Origin of the sequence: Rathayibacter sp. Leaf299 (genome assembly GCF_001423055.1) — a bacterium.
GTDB classification, from domain to species: Bacteria; Actinomycetota; Actinomycetes; order Actinomycetales; family Microbacteriaceae; genus Rathayibacter; species Rathayibacter caricis.
Map to the genome: position 1 here is coordinate 881,929 of NZ_LMNT01000001.1, position 26,493 is coordinate 908,421.

Genomic DNA, 26,493 nt, shown 5'->3' on the forward strand with positions numbered 1-26,493 from the left:
CGCAGCGCACCGTCAGCTGCGGAGGGGGTACATCGACGGTCGATCGACGCTTCCCTCGCTCAGCTGAGGTTCTGCCGGCGCCACCGGGCGACGAGCCGCCCACCTCTGCGCGGAACCCCGCGAAACATCCCCGCAATACGCCCCGGACTAGAGTCGTGCCATGGGTGACCTCTTCGACGGCTACGGGTCCCAGAAGGTCGAGCGCCGCCGTGCCGGCGCCCCGCCCTGGGACGAGATGTTCGCTGATGTCGCCGCGACGAAGGGCCCCGACGGGGTCCGCTCGGCGTACCGCGACATCTACTCCTCGCTCGCGCGGATGACGCAGGAGGAGCTGCGCGGTCGCACCGACGCGCTCGCCTCCTCCTACCTCGCGCAGGGCGTCACGTTCGACTTCGCCGGCGAGGAGCGGCCGTTCCCGCTCGACGCGGTGCCGCGCGTGATCGAGCGCGCCGAGTGGAACGAGGTCCAGAGCGGCATCAAGCAGCGCGTCCGTGCACTCGAGGCGTTCCTCGCCGATGTCTACGGTCCGCAGAACGCGGTCAAGGACGGGGTGATCCCGGCCGGGCTCATCTCGAGCTCCAGCCACTTCCACCGCCAGGCGGCCGGCATCGTGTCGGCCAACGGCGTGCGCATCCAGGTCTCGGGCATCGACCTCATCCGCGACGAGGTCGGCGGCTGGCGGGTCCTCGAGGACAACGTCCGCGTCCCCTCCGGCGTCTCGTACGTCATCTCGAACCGGCGCGTGATGGCGCAGACCCTGCCCGAGCTGTTCGTCTCGATGCGCGTCCGCCCCGTCGGCGACTACCCCAACAAGCTGCTGCAGGCGCTGCGCGCGTCGGCGCCCGAGGGCGTCGACGACCCGACCGTGGTCGTCCTGACCCCCGGTGTCTACAACTCCGCCTACTTCGAGCACACGCTGCTCGCGCGGCTGATGGGCGTCGAGCTCGTCGAGGGCCGCGACCTGTTCTGCACCGGCGGCAAGGTGTTCATGCGCACCACCTCGGGCCCGACCCGCGTCGACGTGATCTACCGCCGCGTCGACGACGAGTTCCTCGACCCGCTGCAGTTCCGCGCCGACTCGATGCTCGGCTCGCCCGGGCTCATGCTCGCCGCCCGCCTGGGCACCGTCACCATCGCCAACGCGGTGGGCAACGGAGTCGCGGACGACAAGCTCGTCTACACCTACATGCCCGACCTCATCCGCTACTACCTCGGCGAGGACGCGGTGATCAAGAACGTCGACACCTGGCGCCTGGAGGATCCGGGCGCGCTCGAGGAGGTCCTCGACCGCCTCGACGAGCTCGTCGTGAAGCCGGTCGACGGCTCCGGCGGCAAGGGCCTGGTCGTCGGCCCCGACGCCTCCGCCAAGGAGCTGGCCGAGCTGCGCTCACGGCTGCAGGCCGACCCTCGCGGCTGGATCGCGCAGCCGGTCGTGCAGCTGTCGACCATCCCGACCCTCGTCGACGACGGGATGCGCCCGCGTCACGCCGACCTCCGCCCCTTCGCGGTCAACGACGGCACCGACGTCTGGGTGCTGCCCGGAGGCCTCACCCGCGTGGCGCTGCCCGAGGGCCAGCTCGTCGTGAACTCGTCGCAGGGCGGCGGCTCGAAGGACACCTGGGTGGTGGGCCTGGAGTCGCAGCGCGACCGCGAGCCCGACGCGCACGACATCCAGGGCCTCGTCGCCGAGCAGGCCGCGGTCACCAGCTCGATCCCGATCGTCTACCCGCTCAACCACACCCCCGACCACTCGCCGCACGACGCCCCGAACTCCGACCAGGAGCAGCAGCAGCAGCAGGGTCGCGACGCGGGGGAGGAGGACTGATGCTCTCCCGGATCGCCGAGTCCCTCTTCTGGATCGGCCGCTACATCGAGCGGTCGGACGGCACCGCGCGCATCCTCGACGTCCACCTCCAGCTCCTGCTGGAGGATCCGTGGATCGACGAGGACACCGCGTGCCGCTCGCTGCTGTCGGTGATGGGGTCGACCCCGCCCGACGACATGCGCGAGATCACGCGGGCGGACGTGCTGACGATCCTCGCGATCGACCGCACCAACCCCGCCTCCATCGCCTACTCGCTCGGCGCCGCCCGCGAGAACGCCCGCCGCGCCCGCGAGATCGTGTCGACGGAGCTGTGGGAGTGCCTGAACACGACCCGCACCCGGATGCCGCGCCGCGTGTCGGGCGAGCGGGTGTCGGAGTTCTTCAGCTGGGTGCGCGAGCGCTCGGCGCTGGCCGTCGGCATCATCGAGTCGGCGACCTCGCGCGACGAGGCCTGGCAGTTCTTCACGCTGGGCCGCTCGATCGAGCGGGCCGACATGACGGCGCGACTGCTCGCGACCCGGTCGCTGACCGAGGCGAGCGGCCCGTCGTGGACCACGATCCTCCGTTCCTGCGGGGCGTACGAGGCCTACCTCCGCACCTACCGCGGCGTGCCGAGCGCGCGCAACGCGGCGGAGTTCCTCCTGCTCGACCGGCTCTTCCCGCGGTCGATCCTCTTCTCGATCTCGCGCGCCGAGATGTGCATGCGCGACATCGAGCCGCGCACCGGCCGCGTCGGGCACACCGGCGACGCCCAGCGCGTACTGGGTCAGATCCGGAGCGAGCTGGAGTACCGGCCGATCGCCGAGATCCTCGAGGATCTCCCGCGGCACATGGACGGGGTGCAGGAGGCGACCTCGGCCGCGTCCGAGGCGATCCGGCAGCGCTACTTCCCCACCAACGTCATGCCGAGCTGGATCGGGGAGGCGCTGTGAGCAGGCTGCGCATCAAGCACACCACGGGCTTCACCTACCGGGGAGACGTCGTGGCGTCCTACAACGAGGCGAGGATGCTGCCGGCGTCCTCGGACGGGCAGCTCGTGCTGTTCTCGAACCTCGACATCCGGCCGGTCACCTCGGCGCACACGTACACCGACTACTGGGGCACCCGGGTGTCCTCGTTCGACGTGCTCGACGCACACCAGGAGCTCTCGCTCACGGCGACGTCGCTGGTCGAGGTGCGCCCGAAGGCGCATCCCGAGCACCCGTACGGCTGGGAGCAGCTCGCCGAGCAGGTCGAGACGCTCACCGAGTACGTGGAGCAGTCGAAGCAGACCGTCCGCACCGCGCCTCCGGAGGATCTCGTCGAGCTCGCACGCTCGCTCGCGGACGAGTCGGCGGGTCCGTGCGAGGCGGCGCTCGCGATCGCCGAGCGCATCGGCCGCGAGATGACCTACAAGCAGGGCGTGACCGGCGTGCACTCGACGGCGACGGAGTCGTGGACGGCGCGCAAGGGCGTCTGCCAGGACATCACGCACATCGTCCTCGGGGCGCTGCGCGCGGTCGGCATCCCCGCCCGCTACGTCTCGGGCTACCTCCACCCCAAGCCGAACGCCGAGATCGGCGAGACGGTGACGGGGGAGTCGCACGCCTGGGTCGAGTGGTTCTGCGGAGGAGCGTGGCGCGGCTACGACCCGACGAACCTGATCGACATCGGAGACCGGCACGTCATCGTCGGCCGCGGTCGCGACTACAACGACATCGCCCCGCTGCGGGGCGTGTACGCGGGCCCGCACTCGTCGAAGCTGTTCGTGCGGGTCGAGATCACGCGCGAGGCCTGAGGGCGGAGCCGACCTCGGGCTCGTCGGATCCCGTTCGGCTCGCAGGATCGTCCGGTTCCTGCGAGCCGGAGGTGTTCTCGCGAGCCGGAGGTACTGCGCTGCGGCGCATCCGCAGGTGGAAGCCGAGCCCGACGGCCGCCGCGGCGAGCCCGGAGGCGGCGCCCACCGCGATCGCCCAGCGCGGGCCGAGGCCGTTCGCCACGGCTCCGATGAGCGGAGCGCCGATCGGCGTGCCTCCGACGAAGATCGCCATGTAGAGCGCCATCACGCGGCCGCGCATCTCGGGGGCGGTCGAGAGCTGCACGAAGCCGTTGGCCGAGGTCATCAGCGTCTGCGCGGCGACGCCGACCAGCGGCAGGACGATCGCGAAGGACCACGCGGTCGGCATGAGACCCGAGAGCGCGAGGGCGACGCCGAACGCGAAGGCGGCTCCGACGATCAGCCGCAGCCGGGGCCGGTCGCGGCGGGCCGAGAGCAGGGCGCCGATCACCGAGCCGACCGCGATCGCCGAGGACAGCAGGCCGAACTCGCTCGCACCCATGTCGAACTCCACGGTCGCCATCGTCGAGGCGAAGATCGGGAAGTTCAGGCCGAAGGTGCCGATCAGGAACACGATGATCAGCACCACGATGATGTCCGGCCGCCGCGACACGTAGCGGAACCCCTCCAGCAGCGCGCCCGGGCCCCGGGTGGCGCGAGGAGCGGAGCGGAGCTGGTCTCGGTGCAGGAAGCGCAGCGAGAGCAGCACGGCGAGGAAGCTCGCGGCGTTGAGCAGGAACACCCAGCCCGACCCGACCGCAGAGATGAGGACGCCCGCGAGGGCCGGCCCGATCATCCGGGCGGAGTTGAACGAGGCGGAGTTGAGGGAGACCGCGTTCGAGAGGTCCTTCTCCTCGACGAGCGCCGAGACGAAGGTCTGCCGCACGGGTGCGTCGATCGCCGCGGCGAAGCCGAGCAGCAGCGCGAAGACGTAGACCATCCAGAGCTGGACGACCCCGGTGACGACGAGCAGGCCCAGGCCGAGCCCGAGCACCCCCATCGCGCCCTGGGTCGCCATGAGCAGCCGCCGCCGGTCGAAGCGGTCGGCGATGAAACCCGAGAAGGGGACCATCAGCAGCTGCGGTCCGAACTGCAGCGCCATGGTGACGCCCAGCGCGGTCGCGTCGTGGTCGGTCAGGTCGTTGATGACGATCCAGTCCTGGGCGGTGCGCTGCATCCAGGTGCCGATGTTCGAGACCGTCGCCCCGGCGAACCAGATGCGGTAGTTCGGCACCGCCATCGAGCGGAACATCGCACTCATCGCTCCGCCACCTCGCGGAGGAGGGCGGCGGCATCGCGCAGCAGGGACTGCTGAGCAGGGGAGAGCTCGCGGAGCCCGGCCACGAGCCACGCGTCGCGGCTGCGGCGCACCTCGTGCACGAGCGCGGATCCCGCCTCGGTGGGGCGGAGTCGGACGATGCGCCCGTCGGCCGGGTCGCCCAGGCGCTCGGCGAGCCCGTCGTCCACGAGGCAGGCGACCGTGCGCGACATCGAGGGCGGGCGCACGCGCTCCACCTCGGCCAGCTCGCCGAGGGTGCGCGGGCCCTCGCGCTCGAGCAGGGCGAGCACGCTCAGCTGCGCGTCGCTGAGCTCGTGCCGCCCCTTCTCCTGGCGGAGTCGGCGGCCCAGGCGCGCGACCGCGATGCGGAGCTCCCCGGCGAGGGCGGTGGTGGTGGGATCGTAAGGCACATAGTTAGCCTAACGAAACATCACCGCGAACGGAGGGGGTCGCTCCGATCCGCCCGTCAGCGGGAGGCGGAGCGGACGGCGCCGACGCTCGCGGCGACGACCAGGCCGATGCCGATCGCCTCGACCACCGTGAGCCGCTGGCCGAGCACGAGGAAGCCCGACAGGGCGGCCGCACCCGGAGCGAGCGACATCAGGATCGAGAAGGTCGACGAGCGCAGGCGCCGCAGCGCGAGCAGCTCCAGCGCGTACGGCACCGCGGAGGAGAGCACCGCGACCGCGAAGCCCAGCAGCAGCACGGGCGGCAGGATCAGCGCGGGCCCCGCCGTCGCGATGCCGAACGGCAGCGAGACGACCGCTCCGGCGGCCAGGGCCAGCGCCAGCCCGTCGAGGTGGGGGAAGCGCCCGCCCGTCCGCTCGGCGAAGACGATGTAGGTCGCCCAGAGCGCCGCGGCGCCGAGGGCGAACGCGACGCCGACCGGGTCGAGCGAGCCGAACCCGCCCTGCGAGAGCGTGACGACCCCGGCCAGGGCGAGGCCAGCCCAGAGCAGGCTGAGCAGGCTCCGGCCGGCGATCACCGAGAGGGTCAGCGGGCCGAGGACCTCGAGGGTGACGGCGGCGCCCTGCGGGATGCGGGCGATGGCCTCGTAGTAGCAGGCGTTCATCCCGCCGAGGGCGAGCCCGTAGACCAGGACGGTGCCCCAGTCGGCCCGCGTGTAGCCGCGCAGCCTCGGGCGGCAGACGACGAGCAGCACGAGCGCCGAGAAGACGAGGCGGAGGGTGACCGTGCCGATCGGGCCCGCGGCCGGGAAGAGCAGGACGGCGAAGGACGCGCCGAGCTGCACGCTCGCCACCGCGCCCAGCACGAGGCCGATCGAGCCGGCGCCACCGGAGCGGCGCGGCGCCTCGCGCACGTCGTTCAGCTCGAGCGCCGCTGCTTCTGCACGGGAGGGACGTTGTAGCCGAGCAGGCCGATGCCCGTCGCGTCCCAGCGCAGCGTCGTCAGCGACACGTTGTCGACGACGGGGAACGTGTGGCGGTACGTCTCGGGGTTGATGCCGAGGTAGGCGCACAGGAGCAGGCGGATGAGCGTGCCGTGCGCGACGACGAGCACGCGGCCCTCGGGGTGGTCGCGGTGGATCCGGGCGAGCGAGGCGTTGGCGCGGGCGACCGCGTCGAGCCCCGACTCCCCGCCGGGCATCGGCTGGATCGCCGGAGCGGCGACCCACGCGCGGTAGGCGTCGGGGAAGCGCTTCTCCATCTCGGCCGTCGTCAGGCCCTCGCCCTGGCCGAAGTCGACCTCGACGAGAGCGGGGTCCGGATGAACCTCGAGGTGCGCCGCGCGGGCGGCCGGGACCGCCGTGCGGACCGCTCGCACGAGCGTGGACGAGTACACCGCCTCGAGGTCGGCGTCGACGGCCCAGGAGGCGAGCGTCGCCGCCTGGTCCTGTCCGCGAGGAGTGAGGGCGATGTCGGAGGAGCCCGCGAAGCGGTTCTCGGAGTGCCAGACGGTCTCTCCGTGCCGGGCGAGGATCAGGGTCGTCACCCCCTGAGCCTACCGAGCGTCACCCGAGCGGGAGGTGGGTGCGGGCGGGACGCGCAGGATCCTGCTCGCGGGGCTTCAGGCGTCGGCCGCGGAGTAGTGCGCGTCGACCAGGACGGGGAGGTGGTCCGAGAGCCCCTGCGGCAGGGTCGACACCCGCTCGATGCGGATGGAGTCGCTGATCGCGAAGTCGAAGTGCCCGCTGAAGTACCGGTAGCGGGCGTAGGTCGGGGAGTCGCTCCGCGACACCAGGTAGCCGTTCCGCGTCATCTTGCGGTCGAGTCCGCGGAAGAACCAGGGGTAGTTGTAGTCGCCGACCATGAGCGAAGGGGTGTCCGGCGCGTACTCGCGCAGCCGGTTCAGTGCCTCGTCGATCTGCTTCCGGCGCAGCGCGTTGCCGGCCGAGAGGGGGGCCGCGTGGAACGACGAGACGGCGATCGATCCGCCCTGCTCATCGGTCAGCCGGACGGCGAGCAGGCGCTCGTGAGCGGGGGACATGACGCGGTCGTGCATCGACTTGCTGAGCTCGAAGGCGGCACTGCCGGCCAGCTCGAAGCGGGCGTGCGAGTAGTAGATCGCGAGGCCGAGACGGTTGCGGGCGGTGACGGTCGCGAGGCGCAGGTCGCCCAGCTCCTGCGGGAGCTTCGTGGTGTCGCACTCCTGCAGGCACAGGACGTCGACGTCGTGGCGGGCGGCGAGCGGAGCGATCTCGACGTGCGCTCGGTGCTCCCGGAGGTTGTAGGAGATCACCCGGAGGGCGCGTTCTTTCGGCTGCATTCCGCCAGTGTAGGGCGGCTCGTCGGGCGTCGCGGCGACGTCCGGGCGAACACGGAGGGACCTCGTCGGGTCCTGATCGCGACGGCGGCAGGAGCCCGGCGAGGTCCCTCGCGGGGAGTGGTCAGCGGGTGGCGCCGGCGGTCCCGTCGGGGTCGGCGTCGGTGCCGTGGACGCCGTCGGTGGGGCCCCAGTCGGGCAGCGGCGGGTTCTCCGCGTCGCCGTCCTGGGTGAGTCCGTCGGGGGACGGGCGGCCGACCTCGTCGAGACCCGCGGTGGTGCCGTGCCCGGTCTCCGGCTCGGTCGGCGAGGGGGTCTGCTCGGGGTCGACGAGGGGCGGTTCAATGTCGTTGTCGGAGCTGCTCATAGCGTTACGCTAAGCCGCCGTCCGGACGTGGCGCACCCCCTTGATTTCGCAGATGACCGCGCGTGGAGCCAGGCCCGTGCACCGTGATCGAGGTCGCCCGCTCGGAGGGAACGCATCCGTGCGCTTGTGGGAGCGAGACGACGAAGGCCCCCGCTCCGATCGGAGCAGGGGCCTTCGTCGTTCGGGCGGTGCGGCTCAGCGGCCGTAGGCCGAGGCGGCCGGGCAGTCGAACGGGTCGCCGCCGGCCGAGAGGCCCACGCGGTTGAGGTAGCGGACGACGATGCCGTACGACTCGAGCAGCGAGGTCTCGGTGTAGGGGATCTGGTGGGTGGCGCAGTACTCCTTCGCGATGACCTGGGCACGGCGCAGGGCCGGGCGGGGCATGTTCGGGAAGAGGTGGTGCTCGACCTGGTAGTTCAGGCCGCCCATGTAGAGGTCGGTGAGCCAGGTGCTCTTGATGCTGCGCGAGGTGAGGACCTGACGGCGCAGGAAGTCGACGCGCGCCTCCTTCGGCAGCAGCGGCATGCCCTTGTGGTTCGGAGCGAACGAGGCGCCCATGTAGAGGCCGAAGACGCCCATCTGCACGCCGAGGAAGGCGAACGCCATGCCCAGCGGCAGCGCCCAGAAGATGACGGCGAGGTAGAGGCCGACGCGGGCGACGAGCATCGAGATCTCGACCCAGCGCTTGTCGACCTTGCCGCGGCCGAAGACGGTGCGGAAGCCGTGGATGTGCAGGTTGAGGCCCTCGAGCAGGAGGAGGGGGAAGAAGGCGTAGCCCTGGCGGCGGGTCAGCCAGGCGTACAGGCCGCGCGAGCGGGCCGCGTCCTCGCTGGTGAACGAGATCACGTCGCGCTCGATGTCGGGGTCCTTGCCGAGCACGTTCGGGTTCGCGTGGTGTCGGCTGTGCTTGTGCATCCACCACGAGTAGCTGATGCCGACGAAGAGGTTCGCGAGGGTGCGCCCCGCGACGTCGTTGGCCTTGCCCGACTCGAACACCTGACGGTGCGAGGCCTCGTGCGCGAGGAACGCGAACTGGGTGAGGACGATGCCGAGGGCGGCGGCCAGCAGGAGCTGGAACCACGAATCGCCCAGCAGGACGAAGCCGGTCACGATGCCGCCGAGGGCGAGCACCAGCACGGCGAACATCGTGTAGTAGAAGCCGGTGCGGCGACGGAGCAGGCCCGCGTCGCGGACGGTGCTGAGCAGGCCGGAGTACTCGGTGGTGGGGTTGATGCGGCCGTCGGCGCGCGGACGCGTCCGGACGACGCGAGAGACGGGCTTCGCCTCGCTGCCGCTCTGGGCGGTCGAGCCGCCGTCGGACAGGGTGGTGGGAACGCTCACGGGGTGCCTCGTTCTTTCGGGGCGGCCATCGGCGTCGACGGCCTCGTGGAGAGCGACCCCCGACTCGGCCTCGTGAGGCACGGCCCGGTCCGCTCCTGGTTCACCACGCCGGTAGGGGCCGGTCGTGGCGTGCGGCGACCGGTTTCTTGGGCTACCTCTTCGAAGACTACGGGCAGGGGGTGCCCACCGCACCATGAGGATTGCCAGCCTTCGCGAACGGTACGACGGCGCGGCGGCCGCGATCGCGACCGCCGCGCCGATTCCGGCGCTCAGGAACCGATCGAGTCCTGCGGGCGTCCGGACTTGAGCGCCGCGAGGCGCGCCTCGACCTCGGTCATCTCGCCGAGGTCCTCGAGCGACTCGAACTGGGCGTCCAGGCTCGAGGAGGCCAGCTCCTCCGCACCGCGCACGCGGGCCTCCTCGCGGCGGATCTTCTGCTCGAAGCGGCTCACCTCGCTGGTCGGGTCCATGATGTCGATGCTCTTGATGGCGTCCTGGACCTGGCTCTGCGCCTCGACGGTCTTCGAGCGCGCGATCAGCTCGTCGCGCTTGGACGAGAGCTGGTTGAGCTTCTCGCGCATCTGGTTGAGGCCCGACTTGAGCTTGTCGACGACCTCGGTCTGCGAGGCGATCGTCGGCTCGGCGTCCTTCGCCTCCTTCTCGGACTGGATCTGGCGCTGCAGCGCGACCTTGGCCAGGGCGTCGAACTTGTCGGCGTCGCCTGTGCTGCCGGAGGCGCGCAGGTCGTCGGCCTTGCGGCTCGCTGCGAGCGCCTTGGCGCCCCACTCCTGCGCGTTGTCGACGTCCTCGCGGTAGTCGTCCTCGAGCAGGCGCAGGTTGCCGATGGTCTGCGCGATGGCGGCCTCGGCGTCGCGGATGCTCTCGGTGTAGTCGCGCACCATCTGGTCCAGCATCTTCTGCGGGTCCTCGGCCTGGTCGAGGAGCGCGTTGATGTTCGCCTTCGCGAGCTGCGCGATGCGTCCGAAGATGGACTGTCTCTGGGCCATGCTGTCTCTCCTTGCGTCGTGGGATGTCGTGTCGATCAGAGGTGTGAGAACTCTCAGAAGCGGCCGCCGCCGCCGCGGCGTCCACCGCCGCCACGGGAGCCGCCGCCGAAGCCGCCGCCGCTCGAGCGGCGGGAGGAGCCGCCGAAGCCGCCGCCCGACGAGCCGCCGAAACCGCCGCCGAACCCGCCGGAGCGGTAGCCGGAGCGGCGCCCGCCGCCCAGCAGCGACTCGACGAGGATCCCGCCGAGGAACGCGCCGGTGGTGTTCCCGCCGTAAGGGCTGCCCACGGCGGTCGGCGACGCGTACCGGCTCGTGTCCGAGCGGGCCTGCTGCAGGGCGTCCTGGGCCAGGGCGGAGGCGCGCTGCGCCGAGGCCAGCGCCTCGCGCGGGTCGGTCGGCGCGATCTGCGCCGCGTACTCGGAGGCGCGGACCGCCTCCGTCAGCCGGGTGCGCGCGAGCGAGCCCACGGCCCCGCGCCGGGCGGCGATGAAGTCCTCGGCGGCCGAGACGCGGCTCCGCGCGGTCGTGAGCTCGGCCGCGAGGGCGGCGCGCTCGCGCTCCCGCTGGGCCTGGGCGTCGCGGTAGCCGCCGACGGCCGCGTCGATCGTGCTGTCGGCCGCCGCCAGGGTGGCGAGCAGTCCCAGCGGATCGTTCGGGCGCACGGACGCGGCACGCTCGACCTGGTCGAGGGACGCCTCCGTCTGCGCGATCGCGATGCCCATGTTCTGCGCGAGGGGAGCGGTGGCGGGATCCGAGGCGTCGGCCGAGGCGGCGAGCGTGCGGCCCTGGGCGACGTCGGCGCGGATCTCGGCGAGGCGCGCGGCGAGGGTCGCCTCGGCCTCGCGCAGGTCGGCGGCGCGGGTCGCGACCGCGTCGAGCAGGCCGGACGCCTGCTCCGCCGCCTGCTGCCCCGAGCGCAGCAGAACGGCCGCGCGCCCGGTGTCACCGGCGGTGAGGGCCTCGCGAGCGCCGTCGACGCCGTCACGTGCGAAGCGGAGTCGGTCCTCGGCCTGGTCGGCGTCGTCCTCGACGTCGTCGATCGCGGAGGGGGAGTAGGAGACGGCGAGCTCGCCGAGGATCGCGCGCGTCGGCGCGATGCGGACCGCGACCGCCTCGATGCGCGCGGCGAGCTGCGCCGCCACCTCCGGAGCGTTCTTCTCGAGGTCGCGCAGCTCCTCGAACGCCTCGGCCTTCTCGTCCAGCGCCTGCTCGGCGTCGGCGCAGAGCTGCAGGATCCGGGAGTAGCCGTCGCGGCGCTCCTGGTCGGTCTCGGGCTCGGCGTCGTCGAGGCGCTGCTGCAGCCCGAAGGCCTCGCCGAGGAGCCGCTTGGCGGTCACGAGCGCCTCGCGGAAGGGCCCGGTCGCGTCCGAGCCGAACTGCGCCTCCGCGAAGCCGACCTCCTGCTCGCTGGTGCGCACGGCGTCGTCGGCGTGCACAAGAGCGGATCCGGCGCGGGTGGCGAGCTCGTCGATCGAGGCCTCGACGGCCTCCGCGGCCTTCCGGCGGCGCGAGCGGCGGACGAGGAGGAGGACCACGATGCCCAGGACCACGAGGACGGCGAGGACCGCGAGGACGATCGTCGCTCCGCGACCGAGGGACTCGCCGGCGGTCGGCGCCTCGAGGCGCTCGCCGATGCCGTCCGCCGCGGCCACCGCCGCTCCTGCCCAGTCGCCCTCGACGAGCTGCGGTTCGATCTCGTCGCTCTCGAGCGACGACAGCTGCGCGTCGTCGAGCGCGAAGCCGTCGGCGACCGAGACCTGGTACTGGCGGGCGCCGACCGCGACCGCGAGGAGGACGTCGTCGTCGCCGAGCCCGTTCAGCTCGGCGGTGGCGTCGGCCCAGCGCTGGTCGCCCGAGACTCCGGTGAAGCTGTCGACGTACGCGACGAACAGCTGGACGCGGTGCTGCTCGTACAGGCGCGACGCGGCCTGCTCGATCTCCGCGGCCTCACCCGGTGCGAGGGCCCCGACGGAGTCGAGGACGGGGGAGGAGCCGAGGGTCGCCGGGTCCTCGGCGACCGCGGCGGGGGCCCCGGCGAGCACGGCGGCGGCGGCCACGAGCAGAGCCACGACCGTGCGGAGGAGCGGACGCCCGACGGCGGAACGCTCACGGACGTCGGACCGGTGGTTCGCTGTCGCGGTCATCGCGCACACTCCTTCGTCGTTCGCCTCCCGAGTGTAGACAGGCGACGGAGACGGGCGATGTGCGCAGGGCCGACCGAGTCAGCGCGCGGTGTCGATCGGCGCTTCGACCGCAGCCTGGTCGTAGAGGTGCGTGTACGCGTCCCGCAGCTCGGGCGCTCGCGACACGGTGAGGGTCCACGGGACGTCGGTGAACTCTTCGCCCTCGAGCAGGACGAGGACGGCGCGGCGCAGGGCGTCGGCGACCTCGTCGTCGGCCAGGCAGCCGATGGTCAGCTCCGTGACGGCTTGCGATCCTGTCGCAGAGGCCTTCTGAGAATCAGTCATGGTGATGAAGACGCTAATCATCGTGGCGCCCGCCCACCCGTTCGGCGCGGCACGACGGTCGCCGTCGACGAGGCCTTGCCGCACGCGCCGAGAGGTCGCTGCAGGTGGGCTCGCGCGCGGCGTCGGACGGGACGGCCTCGAAGCGCGCCCGCTGCTCTCAGCGGATGGGAGAACGCCGGGAGACGGAATGCGCTCGTCACCGCCGCGGTTCCCCTCCGCGGTGCGACTGCTGGTCGCGCCCGCCCGACCCCTGACGAAAGGCCCTCCGTGGATCCCTTCTCCCCCCTCACCGCCGGTGACCTCGAACTCCCCAACCGCGTCGTCATGGCGCCGATGACGCGCCTGCGCGCCGACGAGAAGGGCGTCCCCGGCGCCCTCATCGCCGAGCACTACGCCCAGCGCGCGAGCCTGGGCCTGATCATCAGCGAGGGAGTGTTCCCCAGCGCCGAGTCCAAGGGCTACGCCGGGCAGCCGGGCATCGAGACCGCCGAGCAGGCCGAGGGCTGGCGCGTCGTCGCCGACGCCGTGCACGCCGCCGATGGCCGCATCGTCATGCAGATCATGAACGCGGGCCGCGTCTCGCACACCGCGATCACCGGCACCGACCGCATCGTCGCTCCCAGCGCCATCGCGATCGACGGAGAGGTCCGCGTCCCCGGCGACGACAAGGCCCGCTTCCCCGTGCCGCACGCGCTCACGACCGAGGAGCTCGCCGTCGTGCGCGACGAGTTCGTCGCCGCCGCCCGCCGCGCGGTCGACGCCGGCTTCGACGGCGTCGAGGTCCACTCGGCCAACGGCTACCTGCTGCACGAGTTCCTCTCGCCGGTCTCGAACGTGCGCACCGACGCCTACGGCGGGAGCCCCGCCGCGCGCGCCGCGTTCCCGATCGAGGTCACCCGCGCGATCGCCGACGAGATCGGCGCCGGCCGCGTCGGCATCCGCATCTCGCCGAGCCACAACATCCAGGACGTCCTCGAGACGGACGCCGACGACGTGCGCGCCACCTACGAGGCCCTCGTCGACGGACTCGCGCCGCTCGGGCTCTCCTACCTCAGCGTGCTGCACGCCGAGCCCGCGGGCGAGCTGGTGCAGGACCTCCGCTCGCGCTTCGGCGGCGTCCTGATCGCGAACAGCGGCTTCGGATCGCCGACCACGCGCGACGAGGTCCGCTCGCTGATCGCCGACGGCCACGCCGACGCCGTCGCGGTGGGCCGTCCGGTGATGGCCAACCCCGACCTCGTCGAGCGCTGGCAGGGCGGACACCCCGAGAACGAGCTCGACCAGGCCACCGTCTACGCGAGCGGCGCCGAGGGCTACACCGACTACGAGCGTCTCTCGGCGTAGTCGTACCGACGACGAAGGCCCGCTCCCCGTGCAGGGGGCGGGCCTTCGTCGTGTCCGGGATCAGCCCCGGTGCTTGAGCTCGTCCTCGATCGCTGCGTCCTCCTCGGGGGAGAGCTCCTGCTCCACGTCCTCGGGGCCGGCGGTCTCGCCGATCCGGCCCTCGCCGAGCGCGCGGATCGACTCGATGTCGTCGGACAGCGAGGCGTCGTCCGGGGAGCCGCTCACGAGCCCGACTCGATCTCTCCGGCCGAGACGGCCTCGGCGTACTTGCGGAGGTCCGGCCCGGGCTCGAAGTCGATGAAGCGGTCCTTCAGCCGGGCGTTGAGCTCGGCGAAGACGTCCTCCCAGGGCTCGCCCTTCTTGCTCTGGGCGAGGTCGAGCACCGCCTCGCGGAGGACACGGTCCGAGTCCTCGAGGATCTTGCTGCGGGCTTCGTCGTTCCAGCGGATGTCCTGTGCGTCCATGCTCCGACCGTAGGCGGGGGTGCGGGGGCGACGCAGGGACTTGCGGAGCGCGGATCGGAGGCGTAGGCGCCGCCTCCGATCCGCACCGCTCATGCCAGGGCGGGCAGGACCTCGCGCTCGAACAGCTCGATCCCCGAGCGGTCGTGGGCCGCGTCCGGGAAGTAGAAGATGCCGTAGTCCATGCCGCGCGCGGCCATGTCGGCCAGGCGGTCGACGATCTGCGCGGGGGTGCCGACGGCGAGCGCGTCGGGGGAGCGGTACTCCGCCACGAAGGACGCGGCGCCCTCGGCACCGAGGAACGGGGTCACGCGCTCCTCCAGCCGCTGCAGGCCCTTCTCGACGTCGGCCTCGGTCTCGCCGATCATCACGTTGTAGTTGGCGCTGCGGGTGATCGCCGAGAAGTCGGTGCCGAGCCGCTCGCAGTGCGTGCGGAGCACCGCGCTCTTGTGGTCGAACGCCTCGGCGGCGCCCGCGAAGTTCGTGTACTGCGCGTACTGGGCCGCGATCCGCAGCGTGACCTTCTCGCCACCGCCGGCGACCCAGAGCGGGATCCCGCCCTCCTGCAGCGGCAGCGGGCGGTTGATCGCGCCGTCGACCGTGTAGTACCGCCCGTCGAGCGTCGCGGAGCCGGTGGTCCAGGCCTGGCGCATGATCTGCACGCCCTCGTCGAGGCGGCCGAGCCGCTCGGCGATGCGCGGGAACCCGTAGCCGTACGCGCGCCACTCGTGCTCGTACCAGCCGCCGCCGATGCCCATCTCGACCCGGCCCCCCGAGACCACGTCGACGGTCGTCGCGATCTTGGCTAGGTGCATCGGGTTCCGGTACGACATGCAGGTGCACATCTGGCCGAGGCGCACGCGGGAGGTCGTCGCCGCGAAGGCCGCCATGAGCGTCCACGCCTCGTGGGTCGCCTCTTCGGTCGGCACCGGGACGGTGTGGAAGTGGTCGTACACCCAGATCGACTCCCAGGCGCCGGAGTCGGCGTGCCGGGCGAGGTCGTTCATGGTGCGCCACTGGTCGGCGGGGTCGATGCCGACGAGGTCGTGGCGCCAGCCCTGGGGGATGAAGAGTCCGAATCGCATGCCGCCGACGCTAGACCGGCCCGGGCGAGAGGTCGAGGGGGTGCGGGGGCTCCAGTACGCTTCCCAGCGATGCTGACCGACACCCTCGACCTGGGCCTCCCGATCATCCTGCTCATGGTGCTCGCCGCCTTCGCCGCAGGTTGGATCGACGCGGTGGTGGGCGGCGGCGGACTGCTCCAGCTGCCCGCGCTGCTGCTGGTGCCCGGCATCTCGCCCGTGCAGGCGCTGGCGACCAACAAGCTCGCGTCGATCTTCGGCACCACGACCAGCGCGATCACGTTCTTCCGGCGGGCGAGGCCCGACCTGCGCACCGCACTGCCGATGGCGGCCGTCGCCCTCGCGGGCAGCTACGGAGGCGCGACGCTCGCGGGGCTGCTGCCCTCCTCCGTCTTCAAGCCGATCATCGTCGTCGCGCTGATCGTGGTCGCCGTCGTCACGATCGCGCGCCCGACGATGGGCAGCGTCACCGCGCTCAAGCACGCGGGGAGGCGGCACCTCGTGACCGCGGCGGTGCTCGGCCTCGTGATCGGCTTCTACGACGGCCTGATCGGCCCCGGCACCGGCACGTTCCTGATCATCGCCCTGATCACGGCGCTCGGCTACGACTTCCTGCTCGCGAGCGCGAAGGCGAAGATCGTGAACGTGGCGACGAACCTCGGGGCGCTGCTCTACTTCATCCCGGGCGGGCACGTCGTCTGGGTGCTGGGCCTGTTCATGGGCCTCGCGAACGTGGCGGGTGCCTACCTGGGCTCGCGGATGGCGGTGGCCAAGGGGAGCCGCTTCATCCGGATCGCGTTTCTCGCGGTGGTCGGCGCGCTCATCCTGAAGCTCGGGTTCGACGTGTGGACCGAGAACCTGGCGCCGCTGCTGGGCTGAGCGGCACGCCTCAGGATCCGGGACCCCGGCGAGGACCGGTGCCCGGTTGAGGCGGCAGAACCTCAGCCGGGAGGGCTCGTCAGCCGCGATGGTGCGCGACGAGTCGTTCCGGCTGAGGTTCTGCGGAAGGGCTGCGGCGGATCAGCCGAAGGGGATCGCTCCGACCAGGACGCCGACCGCCAGCATCACCAGCGAGACGATCACCGCGCGCCACAGCACCTTGCGGTGGTGGTCGCCGAGGTTGACCGCGGCGAGCGAGACGAGCAGCAGGATCGCGGGGACCAGCGGGCTCTGCAGGTGGACCGGCTGGCCGGTGATGGAGGCGCGGGCCATCTCGACCGGGTCGATGCCGTAGTTCGCGGCGCTCTCGGCGAGCACCGGGAGGATGCCGTAGTAGAACGCGTCGTTCGACATGAAGAAGGTCATCGGGATGCTCAGCACACCGGTGATGACGGCGAGGAACGGGCCCAGCGCCGGCGGGATCACATCGACGACCCACTCGGCCATCGCGTCGACCATGCCGGTGCCGTTCAGGACTCCGATGAGCACGCCCGCGGCGAGGACCATCGAGACGACGCCGACGATGCTCGGCGCGTGCTTCACGATCTCGGACGCCTGGTCCTTCATCTTCGGGAAGTTGATCAGCAGCGCGACCGCGGAGCCGACCATGAAGACGTAGGGCAGCGGCAGGATGTCGGCGACCAGCAGCGTCATGACGACCAGGGTGAGCGCGAGGTTCACCCAGATGAGCTTCGGACGCAGGGTCTCGCGCTCGGGGTCGAGCATGGTGTCGGCCATCGCGGTGTCGGCGTCGTCGGCCTGGACGCGGGCGGCGACGGCGACCTGGGCGCCGCGCAGCGACTCCGGGCCGCGGAGGAACGAGAACTTCTCGCGGGCGACGGTGCGGATGCCTCCGGTCAGCGCGGCGAGGCCGCCGGTGCGCGGGGCGCGGCCGGCGCCGACGAGCTCGCGCTCCACCATCGGCTCGGCGAGGGCCAGCGAGCCGAGGCGGCGGCGCTCGCCGAGTCCGAGGAACCAGGCGAAGACGAGCGTGACGGCGAGGCCCACCGCGAGGGAGGGGAGCATCGGCACGAAGATCTCGCTCGGCGAGACCTGCAGGGCTGCGGCGGCGCGGACGGTCGGACCGCCCCACGGCACGATGTTGAGCGTGCCGTTCGCGAGGCCGGCGACGCAGGTCAGCACGACCGGGTTCATCCCCAGGCGGAGGTAGATCGGCAGCATCGCCGCGGTGGTCACGATGAAGGTGGTCGATCCGTCGCCGTCGAGCGAGACGGCTCCGGCCAGCAGCGCCGTGCCGAGGACGACCTTCGCCGGGTCGTCGCCCAGCGCGCGGACGATGAAGCGGATCAGCGGGTCGAAGAGCCCGACATCGATCAAGATGCCGAAGTACATGATCGCGAACATCAGCAGGGCGGCCGTGGGGGCGAGGCTGCCGATGGCCTCGATGACCATGTCGCCGATGCCCAGACCCGCGCCGGCGAAGAGGCCGAAGATCGTGGGGACGACGATCAGCGCGACCATGGGCGTGAGCTTCTTGGTCATGATCAGGGCCATGAAGGCCAGGATCATCGTGAATCCGAGTACTACCAACACTGCTGACTCCTTCGTCGTCGTGCGTCCTGCTGCCCGTCGCGAGCGGCGCTGTCCGGGTCCTGAGAACCCTAGGGAGGCCCGGCCCCGCCGCCCGGGTATCGCTCATAAGCGCGCGATCTGCGCATAGTGTGGGTTCTGCGCATTCTGCGCAGGGAGGAGGCCGCATGCGCTTCGCGACTCACGTGCTCGTGCTGCAGCTCGCGACCGTCTCGGCCGCCGTCCTCGTCTGCGCCGGCCTCGTCACCGCGCTCAGCGTGCAGCAGCTGCGCGGCGAGGCGGAGGAGACCGCGCTCGCCATCGCCCGCACCGTCGCCGAGGATCCGGACGTGCGCGCGGCCGTCGGCGACTACTCCGCCGACCCCGGCACGCCCGACGCGGTCGGCCTGCGGACGGGACCGCTCGAGGACCTCGCCGCCGGAGTGGAGGAGCGCACCGGCGCGCTCTTCGTCGTGATCACCGACGACCAGGGCATCCGGCTCGCCCACCCCGATCCCGACCGGCTCGGCGAGGTCGTCTCGACCAGCGCGACCGAGGCGCTCGCCGGACGCGAGAGCGTCTCGTGGGGCACCGGCACGCTAGGGGAGTCGGCGCGGGCGAAGGTGCCCGTCTTCGCTCCCGGCGGCGGCGGGGTCGTCGGCGAGGTGAGCATCGGCTTCGCGCGCTCGAGCGTCTTCGACGACCTGCCGACCGCTCTGCTGGGCGTCCTCGCCGCGGCGGTCGCGGCGCTGGTGCTCGCCGCGGTCGCCTCCGTGTTCATCCGGCGCCGGCTGCTGCGGCTGACGCTGGGCCTGGCCCCGGAGGAGCTGACCGCGCTCGTGCAGGACCAGGCGGCCGTGCTCGACGGGGTCGACGAGGGCGTCCTCGCCTTCGACCGCGACGGACGGGTCGGCGTCTGCAACGCGCGCGCCGCCGCGATCCTCGGATCGGACGACCCCTCCGGCCGCGCCCTGCAGGGCCGGACCCTCGACGGCCTCGACCTCCCGACTCCGCTGGCCGACGCGATCGCCGCCGCGCTGCGCTCGCCCGAGCGGGCCCGGTCGGCGGGAGCGGAGGGGTTCGTCGTGCACTCGCGCATCGTCTACGTCGACATCCGCCGGGTGACCCGCGGCGACCGCGACCTCGGCGTCGTCGTCGTGCTGCGCGACCGGACCGACGTCGCGGCGCTCAGCCGCCGCCTGGACGCGGTCGGCTCGATGACGAACGCGCTGCGCGTGCAGCGGCACGAGTTCGCCAACCGCCTGCACGTCGTGGCGGGCCTGCTCGACGCCGGTCGGACGGAGTCGGCGCGCGACTACCTCGACGAGGTGCTGACCCGCGGGCCGCTGAAGTACCCCGTCCAGCACGCCGACCGGCTGCAGGAGCCGTACCTCCAGGCGCTCGTCGGCGCGAAGGGGATCGAGGCGGCCGAGCGCGGGGTGCTGCTGACGCTGGGCGAGGAGACGCTCGTGCGCGGCGTCGTCGTGGAGCCGGAGGACGTCGCGACAGTGGTCGGCAACCTGGTCGACAACGCGGTGCGGGCGGCCGCACTCGGCGCCCGCGACGTGCGCTTCGTCGAGGTCGAGCTGCTGGACGACGGGGACACGCTGTTCGTGACGGTCGCCGACTCCGGCGACGGGGTCGCGGATCCGGACACCCTGTTCGAGCGCGGCCCCGCGGAGGAGGACGGGGACGACGACCGCGTGCACGGCCGCGGCTTCGGGCTGCCGCTCTGCCGCGAGGTGGCGGCGCGGCGCGGAGGAGCGGTGTGGCTGGCCGACGCGGGCGGCGGCTCGGCGGGAGCGGTGCTCTGCGCGCGGCTGCCGGGCGCGGTCCGTCCGCCCGAGACCCAGGAGGAGCGATGACCGACCCGCAGGAGCGCACGGTGCTCGTCGTGGACGACGACTTCCGCGTGGCGCAGCTGCACGCCGACCTGGTCGACGGACGCCAGGGGCTGCGGGCCCTTCCGCCGGTGCACACCGCGCGGGCGGCACGGGCGGCGGTGCTCGACTCCGCTCCGGATCTGCTGCTGCTCGACGTGCACCTGCCGGACCAGAGCGGCATCGCGCTCCTGCGCGAGCTCGACACGGACGCGTTCGTCGTGAGCGCCGCCTCGGACGGGGCGACCGTGCGACGGGCGCTGCACGCCGGCGCGCTCGGCTACCTGATCAAGCCGTTCGACGCGCGGCTGCTGGGCGAGCGGCTCGACGCGTACGTGCGGTTCCGCAACGTGCTGCGCGAGGACCGCGCGGCCGACCAGGAGGCGGTGGAGCGGGCGCTGCGGATCCTGCACTCGGGCGATGCGGCGGCGGCCGGGCCCTCGCGCTCGGCGACCGAGCAGCTCGTGCTCGCTCGGCTCACGGAGTCGGCCTCCGAGCTCTCGGCGCTGGAGGTCGCCGAGCGCGCGGGCATCTCGCGGGCGACGGCCCAGCGCTACCTCTCGGGGCTGGCCGGCCGCGGGCTGGTCGAGATGACCCTGAGCTACGGCTCGACGGGCCGACCGGAGCACCGGTACCGCGCGAAGTGAGTGCAGAGATAAGGCTGGGACGCGGCTCCGGAGCGACATCGTCTCGGAACGGCGTCCCAGCCTTATTCGTGCAGGTCGATCAGTGCCCGGCGTTCGCCTCAGCCTCGACGCGGCGGCGCTCGGCCGCCTCCTTGGCCATGCGGCGGCCCTTCGGGCTCACCAGCGACGCGATGACCGTGACGGTCAGCACTCCGATGATCACGCTCAGCGAGAGGCCGGTGCCGATCTCGAAGACCTCCACGTGCTCGCCGTTGTTGATGAACGGCAGCGTGTTCTCGTGGAGCGCGTGCAGGATCAGCTTCACGCCGATGAAGGCGAGGATCGCGGCGAGGCCGTAGCTGAGGTAGACCAGGCGGTCGAGCAGGCCGTCGATCAGGAAGTACAGCTGGCGCAGACCCAGCAGCGAGAACGCCGTCGCCGTGAAGACCAGGAAGACGTCGTTGGTCAGGCCGAAGATGGCGGGGACGCTGTCGAGGGCGAACAGGATGTCCGTGCCGCCGATCGCGGCCATGACCAGGAGCATCGGCGTGAGGACGCGCTTGCCGTCGACGGTCGTGTAGAACTTGTCGCCGTCGTAGGTGTCGCTCGTCTTGAAGACGCGCTTGGCGAGGCGGACCATGATGTTGTCGCCCGAGTGCTCGTCGCCCGGCTTCACCAGGTTGAACGCGGTGAGCAGCAGGATGAGGCCGAACGCGTAGAAGACCCACGCGAACGAGTTGATCAGCGCGGCGCCGAGGAAGATGAAGCCGGTGCGGGCGATCAGGGCGAAGACGATGCCGAAGAGCAGCACCTTCTGCTGGTCGGCCCGGGGCACCTTGAAGCTCGCCATGATGATCAGGAAGACGAACAGGTTGTCGACCGAGAGCGCCTTCTCGGTGATGTAGCCCGCGAAGTACTCGGATCCGGGTGTCGGCCCGCCGAAGACGAGCACGCCGAGGCCGAAGAGCACCGCGATGCCGACGTACAGGGCCGACCACACCGCCGACTCCTTCAGCGTGGGCTCGTGCGCCTTGCGGACGTGGAAGAAGAAGTCGAAGAGCAGGAGCAGGACGATGAAGACGATCGTCAGGGTCCAAATCAGGGGCGATACGGTCATCAGTGGGGGAGGCCTCGCTCGTGAAGGGGTGGGGGACGGTCGTCGGGGGGTCCGAACGCCGGCGACGGGGTCGGGCAGGTGAGAACGCTAGCGATCCGTCGACGCCGGGCCGGCTGGTGCGACCCGATCATGAGCATCCTCTCAGTTCCCGGGCCCGCCGTCGCGTCCGGCGGCCGGTGGGCCACACTGGTGCCATGCCGGACACCGCGGTCGACAGGACCTTCGACGACGCCTACGGGGTGACCATCCACTACCGCTGGTGGTCGCACCCCGCCCCGCGCGCCCTGGTGCAGATCGCGCACGGCGTGGGCGAGCACTCGGGCCGCTACGTCGAGCTCGCCGAGGCGCTCGTCGCCGCGGGCTACGCGGTGGCGGCCGACGACCACCGCGGGCACGGGCGCACCGGCCTCCAGCAGCACGGCGGTGACGCGTCGCAGCTCGGCCGACTCGGCCCCGGCGGGCTCCGCGCGACGGAGGAGGCGGTGAACCGGCTCACGCGCGAGCTCGCCGCCGAGAACGCGGGCCTCCCGATCGTCCTGCTGGGCCACTCCTGGGGCTCGCTGATGGCGCAGCGCATCGTCGACCACCACTCCTCCGACTACGCCGCCGTGGTGCTCAGCGGCACCGCCTACCGGCTGCCGTTCTTCATGAACGGCGGTGACCTCACGAAGCGCCACCGGCAGCCCGGGGGGCTGGGGCTCGAGTGGCTGTCGCGCGATCCGGCCGTCTGGCAGCTCTTCCACGACGACCAGCTGACCTTCACGGATCCGCTCGCGAAGCGGATCGGGATCGTGGAGACCCTGCGACTGGTCGGCCGCCCCGCGCGCCGCATCGCTCCTCCGCTGCCGTTGCTCATCGTCGTCGGCGCCGAGGACACGCTCGGCGGCGAGCGGTCGGTGCGGGCGCTGGCCCGGGCCTACCGGCGCCGGTCGGGCTTCACCGACGTCTCGGTGCGGGTGTACCCGGAGGCGCGGCACGAGCTGTTCCAGGAGCTGAACCGCGTCGAGGTCACGGCCGATCTGGTCGCGTGGCTGGACGAGAGATTCGACTCCCGGCCCGCGCGGCCCGCACCGGCCTAGGCTGGCTCCATGCATGGCGAGTACAAGGTCCCCGGCGGAAAACTCGTGGTCGTCGACCTGGAGGTGGTCGACGGCAGGTTCGCGGACTTCCGCCTCGCGGGCGACTTCTTCCTCGAGCCCGACACGGCGCTCGACGACATCGACCGCGCGGTCGTGGGGCTGCCGGAGGAGAGCGACGCCAAGACGATCGCCGCGGCGATCCGAGCGGCGCTGCCGAGCGATGCCGTGCTGCTGGGCTTCACGCCCGAGGCGGTCGCGGTCGCGATCCGCCGCTCGCTGCAGAAGGCGACGAGCTGGCGCGACTACGACTGGCGGATCGTGCACGCGAAGGCCGTCTCGCCGGCGATGCACCTCGCGCTCGACGAGGTCCTGACGGCCGCCGTCGGCGAGGGCCGGCGCGAACCGACGCTGCGGATCTGGGAGTGGGACCAGCCCGCCGTCGTCATCGGCAGCTTCCAGTCGCTGCGCAACGAGGTCGACCTCGAGAACGCCGAGAAGTACGGCGTCGAGGTGGTCCGGCGCATCTCGGGCGGCGGCGCGATGTTCATGGAGGCGGGCAGCGTCGTCACCTACTCGATCTACGTGCCGGGCGACCTGGTGCAGGGGCTGACCTTCGCCGACTCCTACGCGTTCCTGGACGAGTGGACGATCAGCGCGCTGCAGTCGCTCGGCATCGACGCGGTCTACCAGCCGCTCAACGACATCACCTCGCCCTCGGGCAAGATCGGCGGAGCCGCGCAGAAGCGGCTGGGCTCCGGAGCAGTGCTGCACCACGTGACCATGAGCTACGACATCGACGCCGAGAAGATGGTGCAGGTGCTGCGGATCGGCCGCGAGAAGCTGTCCGACAAGGGAATCGCCTCCGCCGTGAAGCGCGTCGACCCGCTGCGCAGCCAGACCGGGCTCAGCCGCGCCGAGATCATCGAGCGGATGAAGGACACCTTCGTGCGCCTGCACGGCGGGACGCCGGGCGACCTCACCGATGCGGAGTACGCGGAGGCCGAGGAGCTGGTGCGGACGAAGTACTCGACGCAGGAGTGGCTGCGCCGGGTGCCGTGAGCCCGCCGGGGCGCCGAGGTCGCCGGGACGGTGCGCGGCGCGCTCAGCTCGCGAGCAGCTCCTGGTAGTCGGGGTGCTCGGCGATGAACTCCGCGACGAACGGGCAGGCCGGCACGATGCGCGAGCCGAAGCGCTCGTGCGCGTCGTCCAGGGCCGCCTCGACCAGGCGGTCGCCGAGCCCCTCGTGCCGGTGCTCGGGGGCGATCTCGGTGTGGAGGAACACCACGTCGGACCCGCGCAGCGCGTAGTCGGCGAGCCCGACGTTCTCGCCGTCGACCCACAGCGTGTACCGGGACTCGGTCGCGTCGTGACGCACTTCTGAGATCATCGCGTCACTCTACGCCGGAGGCCGTCGGGAGCCCGTCAGCCCCGGATCGGAGCCCTGGGCGTGTCGGCGGAGGCGCCCCGCACTGGCAGAATCACAGGATGCCCCTCCCGATCGCGGACGGCGTCCCCGAGCTGCGGAGCGCGGTGATCCACGCCGACAACCTCGACGTCCTGCCGCAGCTGGCCGACGGGTCGTTCACGGTCGTCTACCTCGATCCGCCGTTCAACACGGGGCGCGCGCAGGTGCGCACCTCGACCACGTCGGTGCGCTCGGCGACCGGCACGATCGCCGGGTTCAAGGGCCGCAGCTACGAGCGGATCCGCGGCGACCTGCTGCAGTACGACGACCGGTTCGACGACTACTGGTCGTTCCTGGAGCCGCGACTGGCCGAGGCCTGGCGACTCCTGGCCGACGACGGCACCCTCTACCTCCACCTCGACTACCGAGAGGCGCACTACGCGAAGGTGCTGCTCGACGCGCTCTTCGGCCGCGAGTGCTTCCTGAACGAGATCATCTGGGCCTACGACTACGGGGCGAAGGCCACCCGCCGCTGGCCGACGAAGCACGACACGATCCTCGTGTACGTGAAGGATCCGCGCGGCTACCACTTCGACTCCGTCGCCGTGGACCGCGAGCCGTACATGGCGCCCGGCCTCGTGACGCCCGAGAAGGCCGAGCGCGGCAAGCGGCCGACCGACGTGTGGTGGCACACGATCGTGTCGCCGACGGGGCGCGAGAAGACGGGGTACCCGACGCAGAAGCCGGAGGGGGTGCTGCGGCGCATCGTGCAGGCGTCGAGCCGCGAGGGCGACGCGGTGCTCGACTTCTTCGCGGGCTCCGGGACGACGGGCGCGGTGGCGCACGCGCTCGGGCGCCGCTTCGTGCTCATCGACTCGCACGCCGACGCGGTGGCCGTGATGCGCCGGCGCTTCGCGTCGCTGGATCCGGCTCCGCTCTTCCTCTGAGGCGCGCCGCCGGCCCGCAGCGCTCGACTCCGCGAAAGTTGTCGTACTCGAGCTCGAGTACGACGACTCTGGAGGACTGGACGCGGGAGTCGGCTCTCCCCAGACCCGCGGTTCCTCGCACGTCCACAGATCGGGTGGCGACGACGGTGAGGCGACGCCCGCTCGAGCCATCGTCGGTGCATGAGACCCACCGACCTCGGAGCGTTCAGCCGCCGTACCGCTCTCGCGGAGGGGATGTCCGACGCACAGCTGCGGTCGCCGCTCCTGGCCCACCCCTTCCACGGAGTCCGCACGCGGGTCGCGCCCGTGACCCACGAGGAGCGCGCTCGCGCCTACCTCCCGCGTCTTCGACGTGGGCAGTACTTCTCGCATCTCACGGCGGCCGGCATCTGGGGAGTCCCGCTCCCGTCCCGGTCCGTCCTCGACGACCCGCTGCACGTCTCGGTCCCCGCGCCGCACCGACCTCCGCGCACTCGGGGAGTCGTCGGACACGTCCTGCGTCCCGACTGGACCCGGGTGCTGGTGCGCCGAGGCCTTCCCGTGACCGATCCGGCGACGACGTGGATCCTGCTGGCAGGGGTGCTGCCGCCCCGCGACCTGCTCGCCGCCGCCGACCATCTGCTGTTCACGCCCCGCTTCGCATCGAGGAGCGACCCGCGCCCGTACGCGACGATCGCGGAGGTGGAGCAGCGTCTCGAGGAGTACTCGGGACGCGGCAAGGCGCTCCTCCGCCGGACGCTCCGGCTCGCGTCGGCCGCGTCGGCGTCGCGGCGCGAGACCTGGCTGAGGTCGCTGGCCGTCGAGGCCGGACTGCCTCCGGCCGAGGCGAACGTCGAGATCCTCCACGAGGGCAGGCTCATCGCGATCGGCGACCTGTGCTTCGAGCGGTACAAGGTGCTGGCCGACTACGACGGCAGCCACCACCAGAGCGATGACGTGCAGTACGCCCGAGACCGGGAGCGGAGCCTCGACCTGCAGCTCGCGGGGTGGATCCAGGTGGTGGTGCGCGCCGAGGGCCTGGGTCGCGGGCGCGCGCGCACCATCGCCGAGCTGAAGGCGGCCCTGCGCGCACACGGCTGGCAGGGTTGATCGGCGTGCCGGCGCACAGGCGGCGAGCGGCTCGAGTCCTCAGAAGTCGTCGTACCGGTCACTCGAGTACGACGACTCTCGGGGAGTCCGGGATCCGGTCGGGGGCGAGTCCTCAGAAGTCGTCGTACTCGAGGCCGAGTACGACGAATCCTGCGGACTCGACGAGG

At 72.0% G+C, this 26,493-nt stretch carries 27 protein-coding genes; 11 read left to right on the forward strand and 16 right to left on the reverse strand.

What is annotated here, in order from left to right; genetic code table 11:
• The first annotated feature begins 160 nt into the window (after positions 1-160).
• From ASF48_RS04035 to ASF48_RS04045, 3 genes are read left to right on the forward strand one after another with little or no spacing between them, the layout of a single operon-like run.
• Entirely contained in the window at positions 161-1,825 is a 1,665-nt protein-coding gene (locus ASF48_RS04035; RefSeq protein ID WP_055786782.1) for a circularly permuted type 2 ATP-grasp protein, read from the forward strand.
• Positions 1,825-2,757 (forward strand): alpha-E domain-containing protein, encoded by a 933-nt coding sequence (locus ASF48_RS04040; RefSeq protein WP_055786784.1) that lies wholly within the window; start codon positions 1,825-1,827, stop codon positions 2,755-2,757. The genes ASF48_RS04035 and ASF48_RS04040 overlap by 1 nt, the downstream gene beginning before the upstream one ends.
• Positions 2,754-3,602, forward strand: a complete 849-nt coding sequence (locus ASF48_RS04045; protein WP_055786795.1) for a transglutaminase family protein — start codon at positions 2,754-2,756, stop codon at positions 3,600-3,602. The genes ASF48_RS04040 and ASF48_RS04045 overlap by 4 nt, the downstream gene beginning before the upstream one ends.
• On the opposite strand, the gene ASF48_RS04050 is transcribed toward ASF48_RS04045, so the two are convergent.
• The 10 genes from ASF48_RS04050 to ASF48_RS04095 form a co-directional block, all read right to left on the reverse strand.
• Positions 3,586-4,902 (reverse strand): MFS transporter, encoded by a 1,317-nt coding sequence (locus ASF48_RS04050; protein WP_082480968.1) that lies wholly within the window; start codon positions 4,900-4,902, stop codon positions 3,586-3,588. The genes ASF48_RS04045 and ASF48_RS04050 overlap by 17 nt on opposite strands.
• Positions 4,899-5,330, reverse strand: a complete 432-nt coding sequence (locus tag ASF48_RS04055) for a MarR family winged helix-turn-helix transcriptional regulator (RefSeq protein WP_055786797.1) — start codon at positions 5,328-5,330, stop codon at positions 4,899-4,901. The genes ASF48_RS04050 and ASF48_RS04055 overlap by 4 nt, the downstream gene beginning before the upstream one ends.
• Positions 5,331-5,386: 56 nt before the next feature.
• The gene (locus ASF48_RS04060) at positions 5,387-6,241 is read right to left on the reverse strand and encodes an EamA family transporter (protein WP_200930964.1); all 855 of its coding nucleotides are present in this window, start codon (positions 6,239-6,241) and stop codon (positions 5,387-5,389) included.
• Between the two features lie 5 nt (positions 6,242-6,246).
• Positions 6,247-6,873 carry a histidine phosphatase family protein gene (locus ASF48_RS04065; RefSeq protein ID WP_055786801.1) on the reverse strand — a complete coding sequence of 209 codons (627 nt, stop codon included), beginning with the start codon at positions 6,871-6,873 and terminating at the stop codon, positions 6,247-6,249.
• Positions 6,874-6,948: 75 nt separating this feature from the next.
• On the reverse strand, positions 6,949-7,647 hold the full coding sequence (locus tag ASF48_RS04070) for an endonuclease/exonuclease/phosphatase family protein (protein WP_055786805.1): 699 nt from the start codon (positions 7,645-7,647) through the stop codon (positions 6,949-6,951).
• Positions 7,648-7,768: 121 nt separating this feature from the next.
• Positions 7,769-8,011 (reverse strand): hypothetical protein, encoded by a 243-nt coding sequence (locus ASF48_RS04075; protein WP_055786806.1) that lies wholly within the window; start codon positions 8,009-8,011, stop codon positions 7,769-7,771.
• Between the two features lie 195 nt (positions 8,012-8,206).
• On the reverse strand, positions 8,207-9,244 hold the full coding sequence (locus ASF48_RS04080; RefSeq protein WP_055788897.1) for a fatty acid desaturase family protein: 1,038 nt from the start codon (positions 9,242-9,244) through the stop codon (positions 8,207-8,209).
• Between the two features lie 377 nt (positions 9,245-9,621).
• Positions 9,622-10,359, reverse strand: a complete 738-nt coding sequence (locus ASF48_RS04085; RefSeq protein WP_055786811.1) for a PspA/IM30 family protein — start codon at positions 10,357-10,359, stop codon at positions 9,622-9,624.
• A 53-nt stretch (positions 10,360-10,412) separates the two neighbouring features.
• The gene (locus ASF48_RS04090; RefSeq protein ID WP_055786814.1) at positions 10,413-12,503 is read right to left on the reverse strand and encodes a TPM domain-containing protein; all 2,091 of its coding nucleotides are present in this window, start codon (positions 12,501-12,503) and stop codon (positions 10,413-10,415) included.
• 78 nt (positions 12,504-12,581) lie between these two features.
• Positions 12,582-12,827 (reverse strand): hypothetical protein, encoded by a 246-nt coding sequence (locus tag ASF48_RS04095; protein WP_055786817.1) that lies wholly within the window; start codon positions 12,825-12,827, stop codon positions 12,582-12,584.
• A gap of 267 nt (positions 12,828-13,094) precedes the next feature.
• On the opposite strand from ASF48_RS04095, the gene ASF48_RS04100 reads away from it, so the two are divergent.
• The gene (locus ASF48_RS04100) at positions 13,095-14,171 is read left to right on the forward strand and encodes an alkene reductase (protein ID WP_055786820.1); all 1,077 of its coding nucleotides are present in this window, start codon (positions 13,095-13,097) and stop codon (positions 14,169-14,171) included.
• Between the two features lie 60 nt (positions 14,172-14,231).
• On the opposite strand, the gene ASF48_RS19265 is transcribed toward ASF48_RS04100, so the two are convergent.
• From ASF48_RS19265 to ASF48_RS04110, 3 genes are all read right to left on the reverse strand, one after another.
• Complete coding sequence (locus ASF48_RS19265; protein ID WP_157603043.1) at positions 14,232-14,396, reverse strand: hypothetical protein; 165 nt, start codon at positions 14,394-14,396, stop codon at positions 14,232-14,234.
• The gene (locus tag ASF48_RS04105) at positions 14,393-14,635 is read right to left on the reverse strand and encodes a hypothetical protein (RefSeq protein WP_055786822.1); all 243 of its coding nucleotides are present in this window, start codon (positions 14,633-14,635) and stop codon (positions 14,393-14,395) included. Before ASF48_RS04105 ends, ASF48_RS19265 begins: the two co-directional genes overlap by 4 nt.
• 89 nt (positions 14,636-14,724) lie before the next feature.
• Positions 14,725-15,717, reverse strand: coding sequence for an LLM class F420-dependent oxidoreductase (locus ASF48_RS04110; RefSeq protein ID WP_055786824.1), 993 nt, complete (start codon positions 15,715-15,717; stop codon positions 14,725-14,727).
• A gap of 69 nt (positions 15,718-15,786) precedes the next feature.
• On the opposite strand from ASF48_RS04110, the gene ASF48_RS04115 reads away from it, so the two are divergent.
• Positions 15,787-16,593 carry a sulfite exporter TauE/SafE family protein gene (locus ASF48_RS04115; protein ID WP_055786827.1) on the forward strand — a complete coding sequence of 269 codons (807 nt, stop codon included), beginning with the start codon at positions 15,787-15,789 and terminating at the stop codon, positions 16,591-16,593.
• 141 nt (positions 16,594-16,734) lie between these two features.
• Here the strand turns inward: ASF48_RS04115 and ASF48_RS04120 are convergent, their stop codons facing one another.
• On the reverse strand, positions 16,735-18,183 hold the full coding sequence (locus ASF48_RS04120) for a CitMHS family transporter (RefSeq protein ID WP_082480969.1): 1,449 nt from the start codon (positions 18,181-18,183) through the stop codon (positions 16,735-16,737).
• A gap of 188 nt (positions 18,184-18,371) precedes the next feature.
• Between ASF48_RS04120 and ASF48_RS04125 the strand changes: the two genes are divergently transcribed.
• Positions 18,372-20,048 (forward strand): sensor histidine kinase, encoded by a 1,677-nt coding sequence (locus ASF48_RS04125; protein WP_200930965.1) that lies wholly within the window; start codon positions 18,372-18,374, stop codon positions 20,046-20,048.
• On the forward strand, positions 20,045-20,710 hold the full coding sequence (locus ASF48_RS04130; RefSeq protein WP_055786834.1) for a response regulator: 666 nt from the start codon (positions 20,045-20,047) through the stop codon (positions 20,708-20,710). The genes ASF48_RS04125 and ASF48_RS04130 overlap by 4 nt, the downstream gene beginning before the upstream one ends.
• Positions 20,711-20,789: 79 nt before the next feature.
• On the opposite strand, the gene ASF48_RS04135 is transcribed toward ASF48_RS04130, so the two are convergent.
• A complete protein-coding gene (locus ASF48_RS04135) occupies positions 20,790-21,806 on the reverse strand; it encodes a TerC family protein (RefSeq protein ID WP_082480970.1) in 1,017 nt (338 codons plus the stop codon).
• A gap of 194 nt (positions 21,807-22,000) precedes the next feature.
• Here ASF48_RS04135 and ASF48_RS04140 point away from each other — a divergent pair, with 194 nt between their 5' ends.
• Together ASF48_RS04140 and ASF48_RS04145 are read left to right on the forward strand one after the other, a co-directional pair.
• Complete coding sequence (locus ASF48_RS04140; protein ID WP_055786837.1) at positions 22,001-22,885, forward strand: alpha/beta fold hydrolase; 885 nt, start codon at positions 22,001-22,003, stop codon at positions 22,883-22,885.
• A 9-nt stretch (positions 22,886-22,894) separates the two neighbouring features.
• Positions 22,895-23,944, forward strand: a complete 1,050-nt coding sequence (locus tag ASF48_RS04145) for a lipoate--protein ligase family protein (protein WP_055786840.1) — start codon at positions 22,895-22,897, stop codon at positions 23,942-23,944.
• Positions 23,945-23,987: 43 nt separating this feature from the next.
• On the opposite strand, the gene ASF48_RS04150 is transcribed toward ASF48_RS04145, so the two are convergent.
• On the reverse strand, positions 23,988-24,272 hold the full coding sequence (locus ASF48_RS04150) for a GNAT family N-acetyltransferase (RefSeq protein WP_055786843.1): 285 nt from the start codon (positions 24,270-24,272) through the stop codon (positions 23,988-23,990).
• A gap of 98 nt (positions 24,273-24,370) precedes the next feature.
• Here ASF48_RS04150 and ASF48_RS04155 point away from each other — a divergent pair, with 98 nt between their 5' ends.
• Together ASF48_RS04155 and ASF48_RS04160 are read left to right on the forward strand one after the other, a co-directional pair.
• Positions 24,371-25,237, forward strand: a complete 867-nt coding sequence (locus ASF48_RS04155) for a DNA-methyltransferase (RefSeq protein ID WP_055786845.1) — start codon at positions 24,371-24,373, stop codon at positions 25,235-25,237.
• A gap of 180 nt (positions 25,238-25,417) precedes the next feature.
• Positions 25,418-26,326, forward strand: a complete 909-nt coding sequence (locus ASF48_RS04160) for a hypothetical protein (RefSeq protein WP_157603044.1) — start codon at positions 25,418-25,420, stop codon at positions 26,324-26,326.
• Positions 26,327-26,493: the final 167 nt, after the last annotated feature.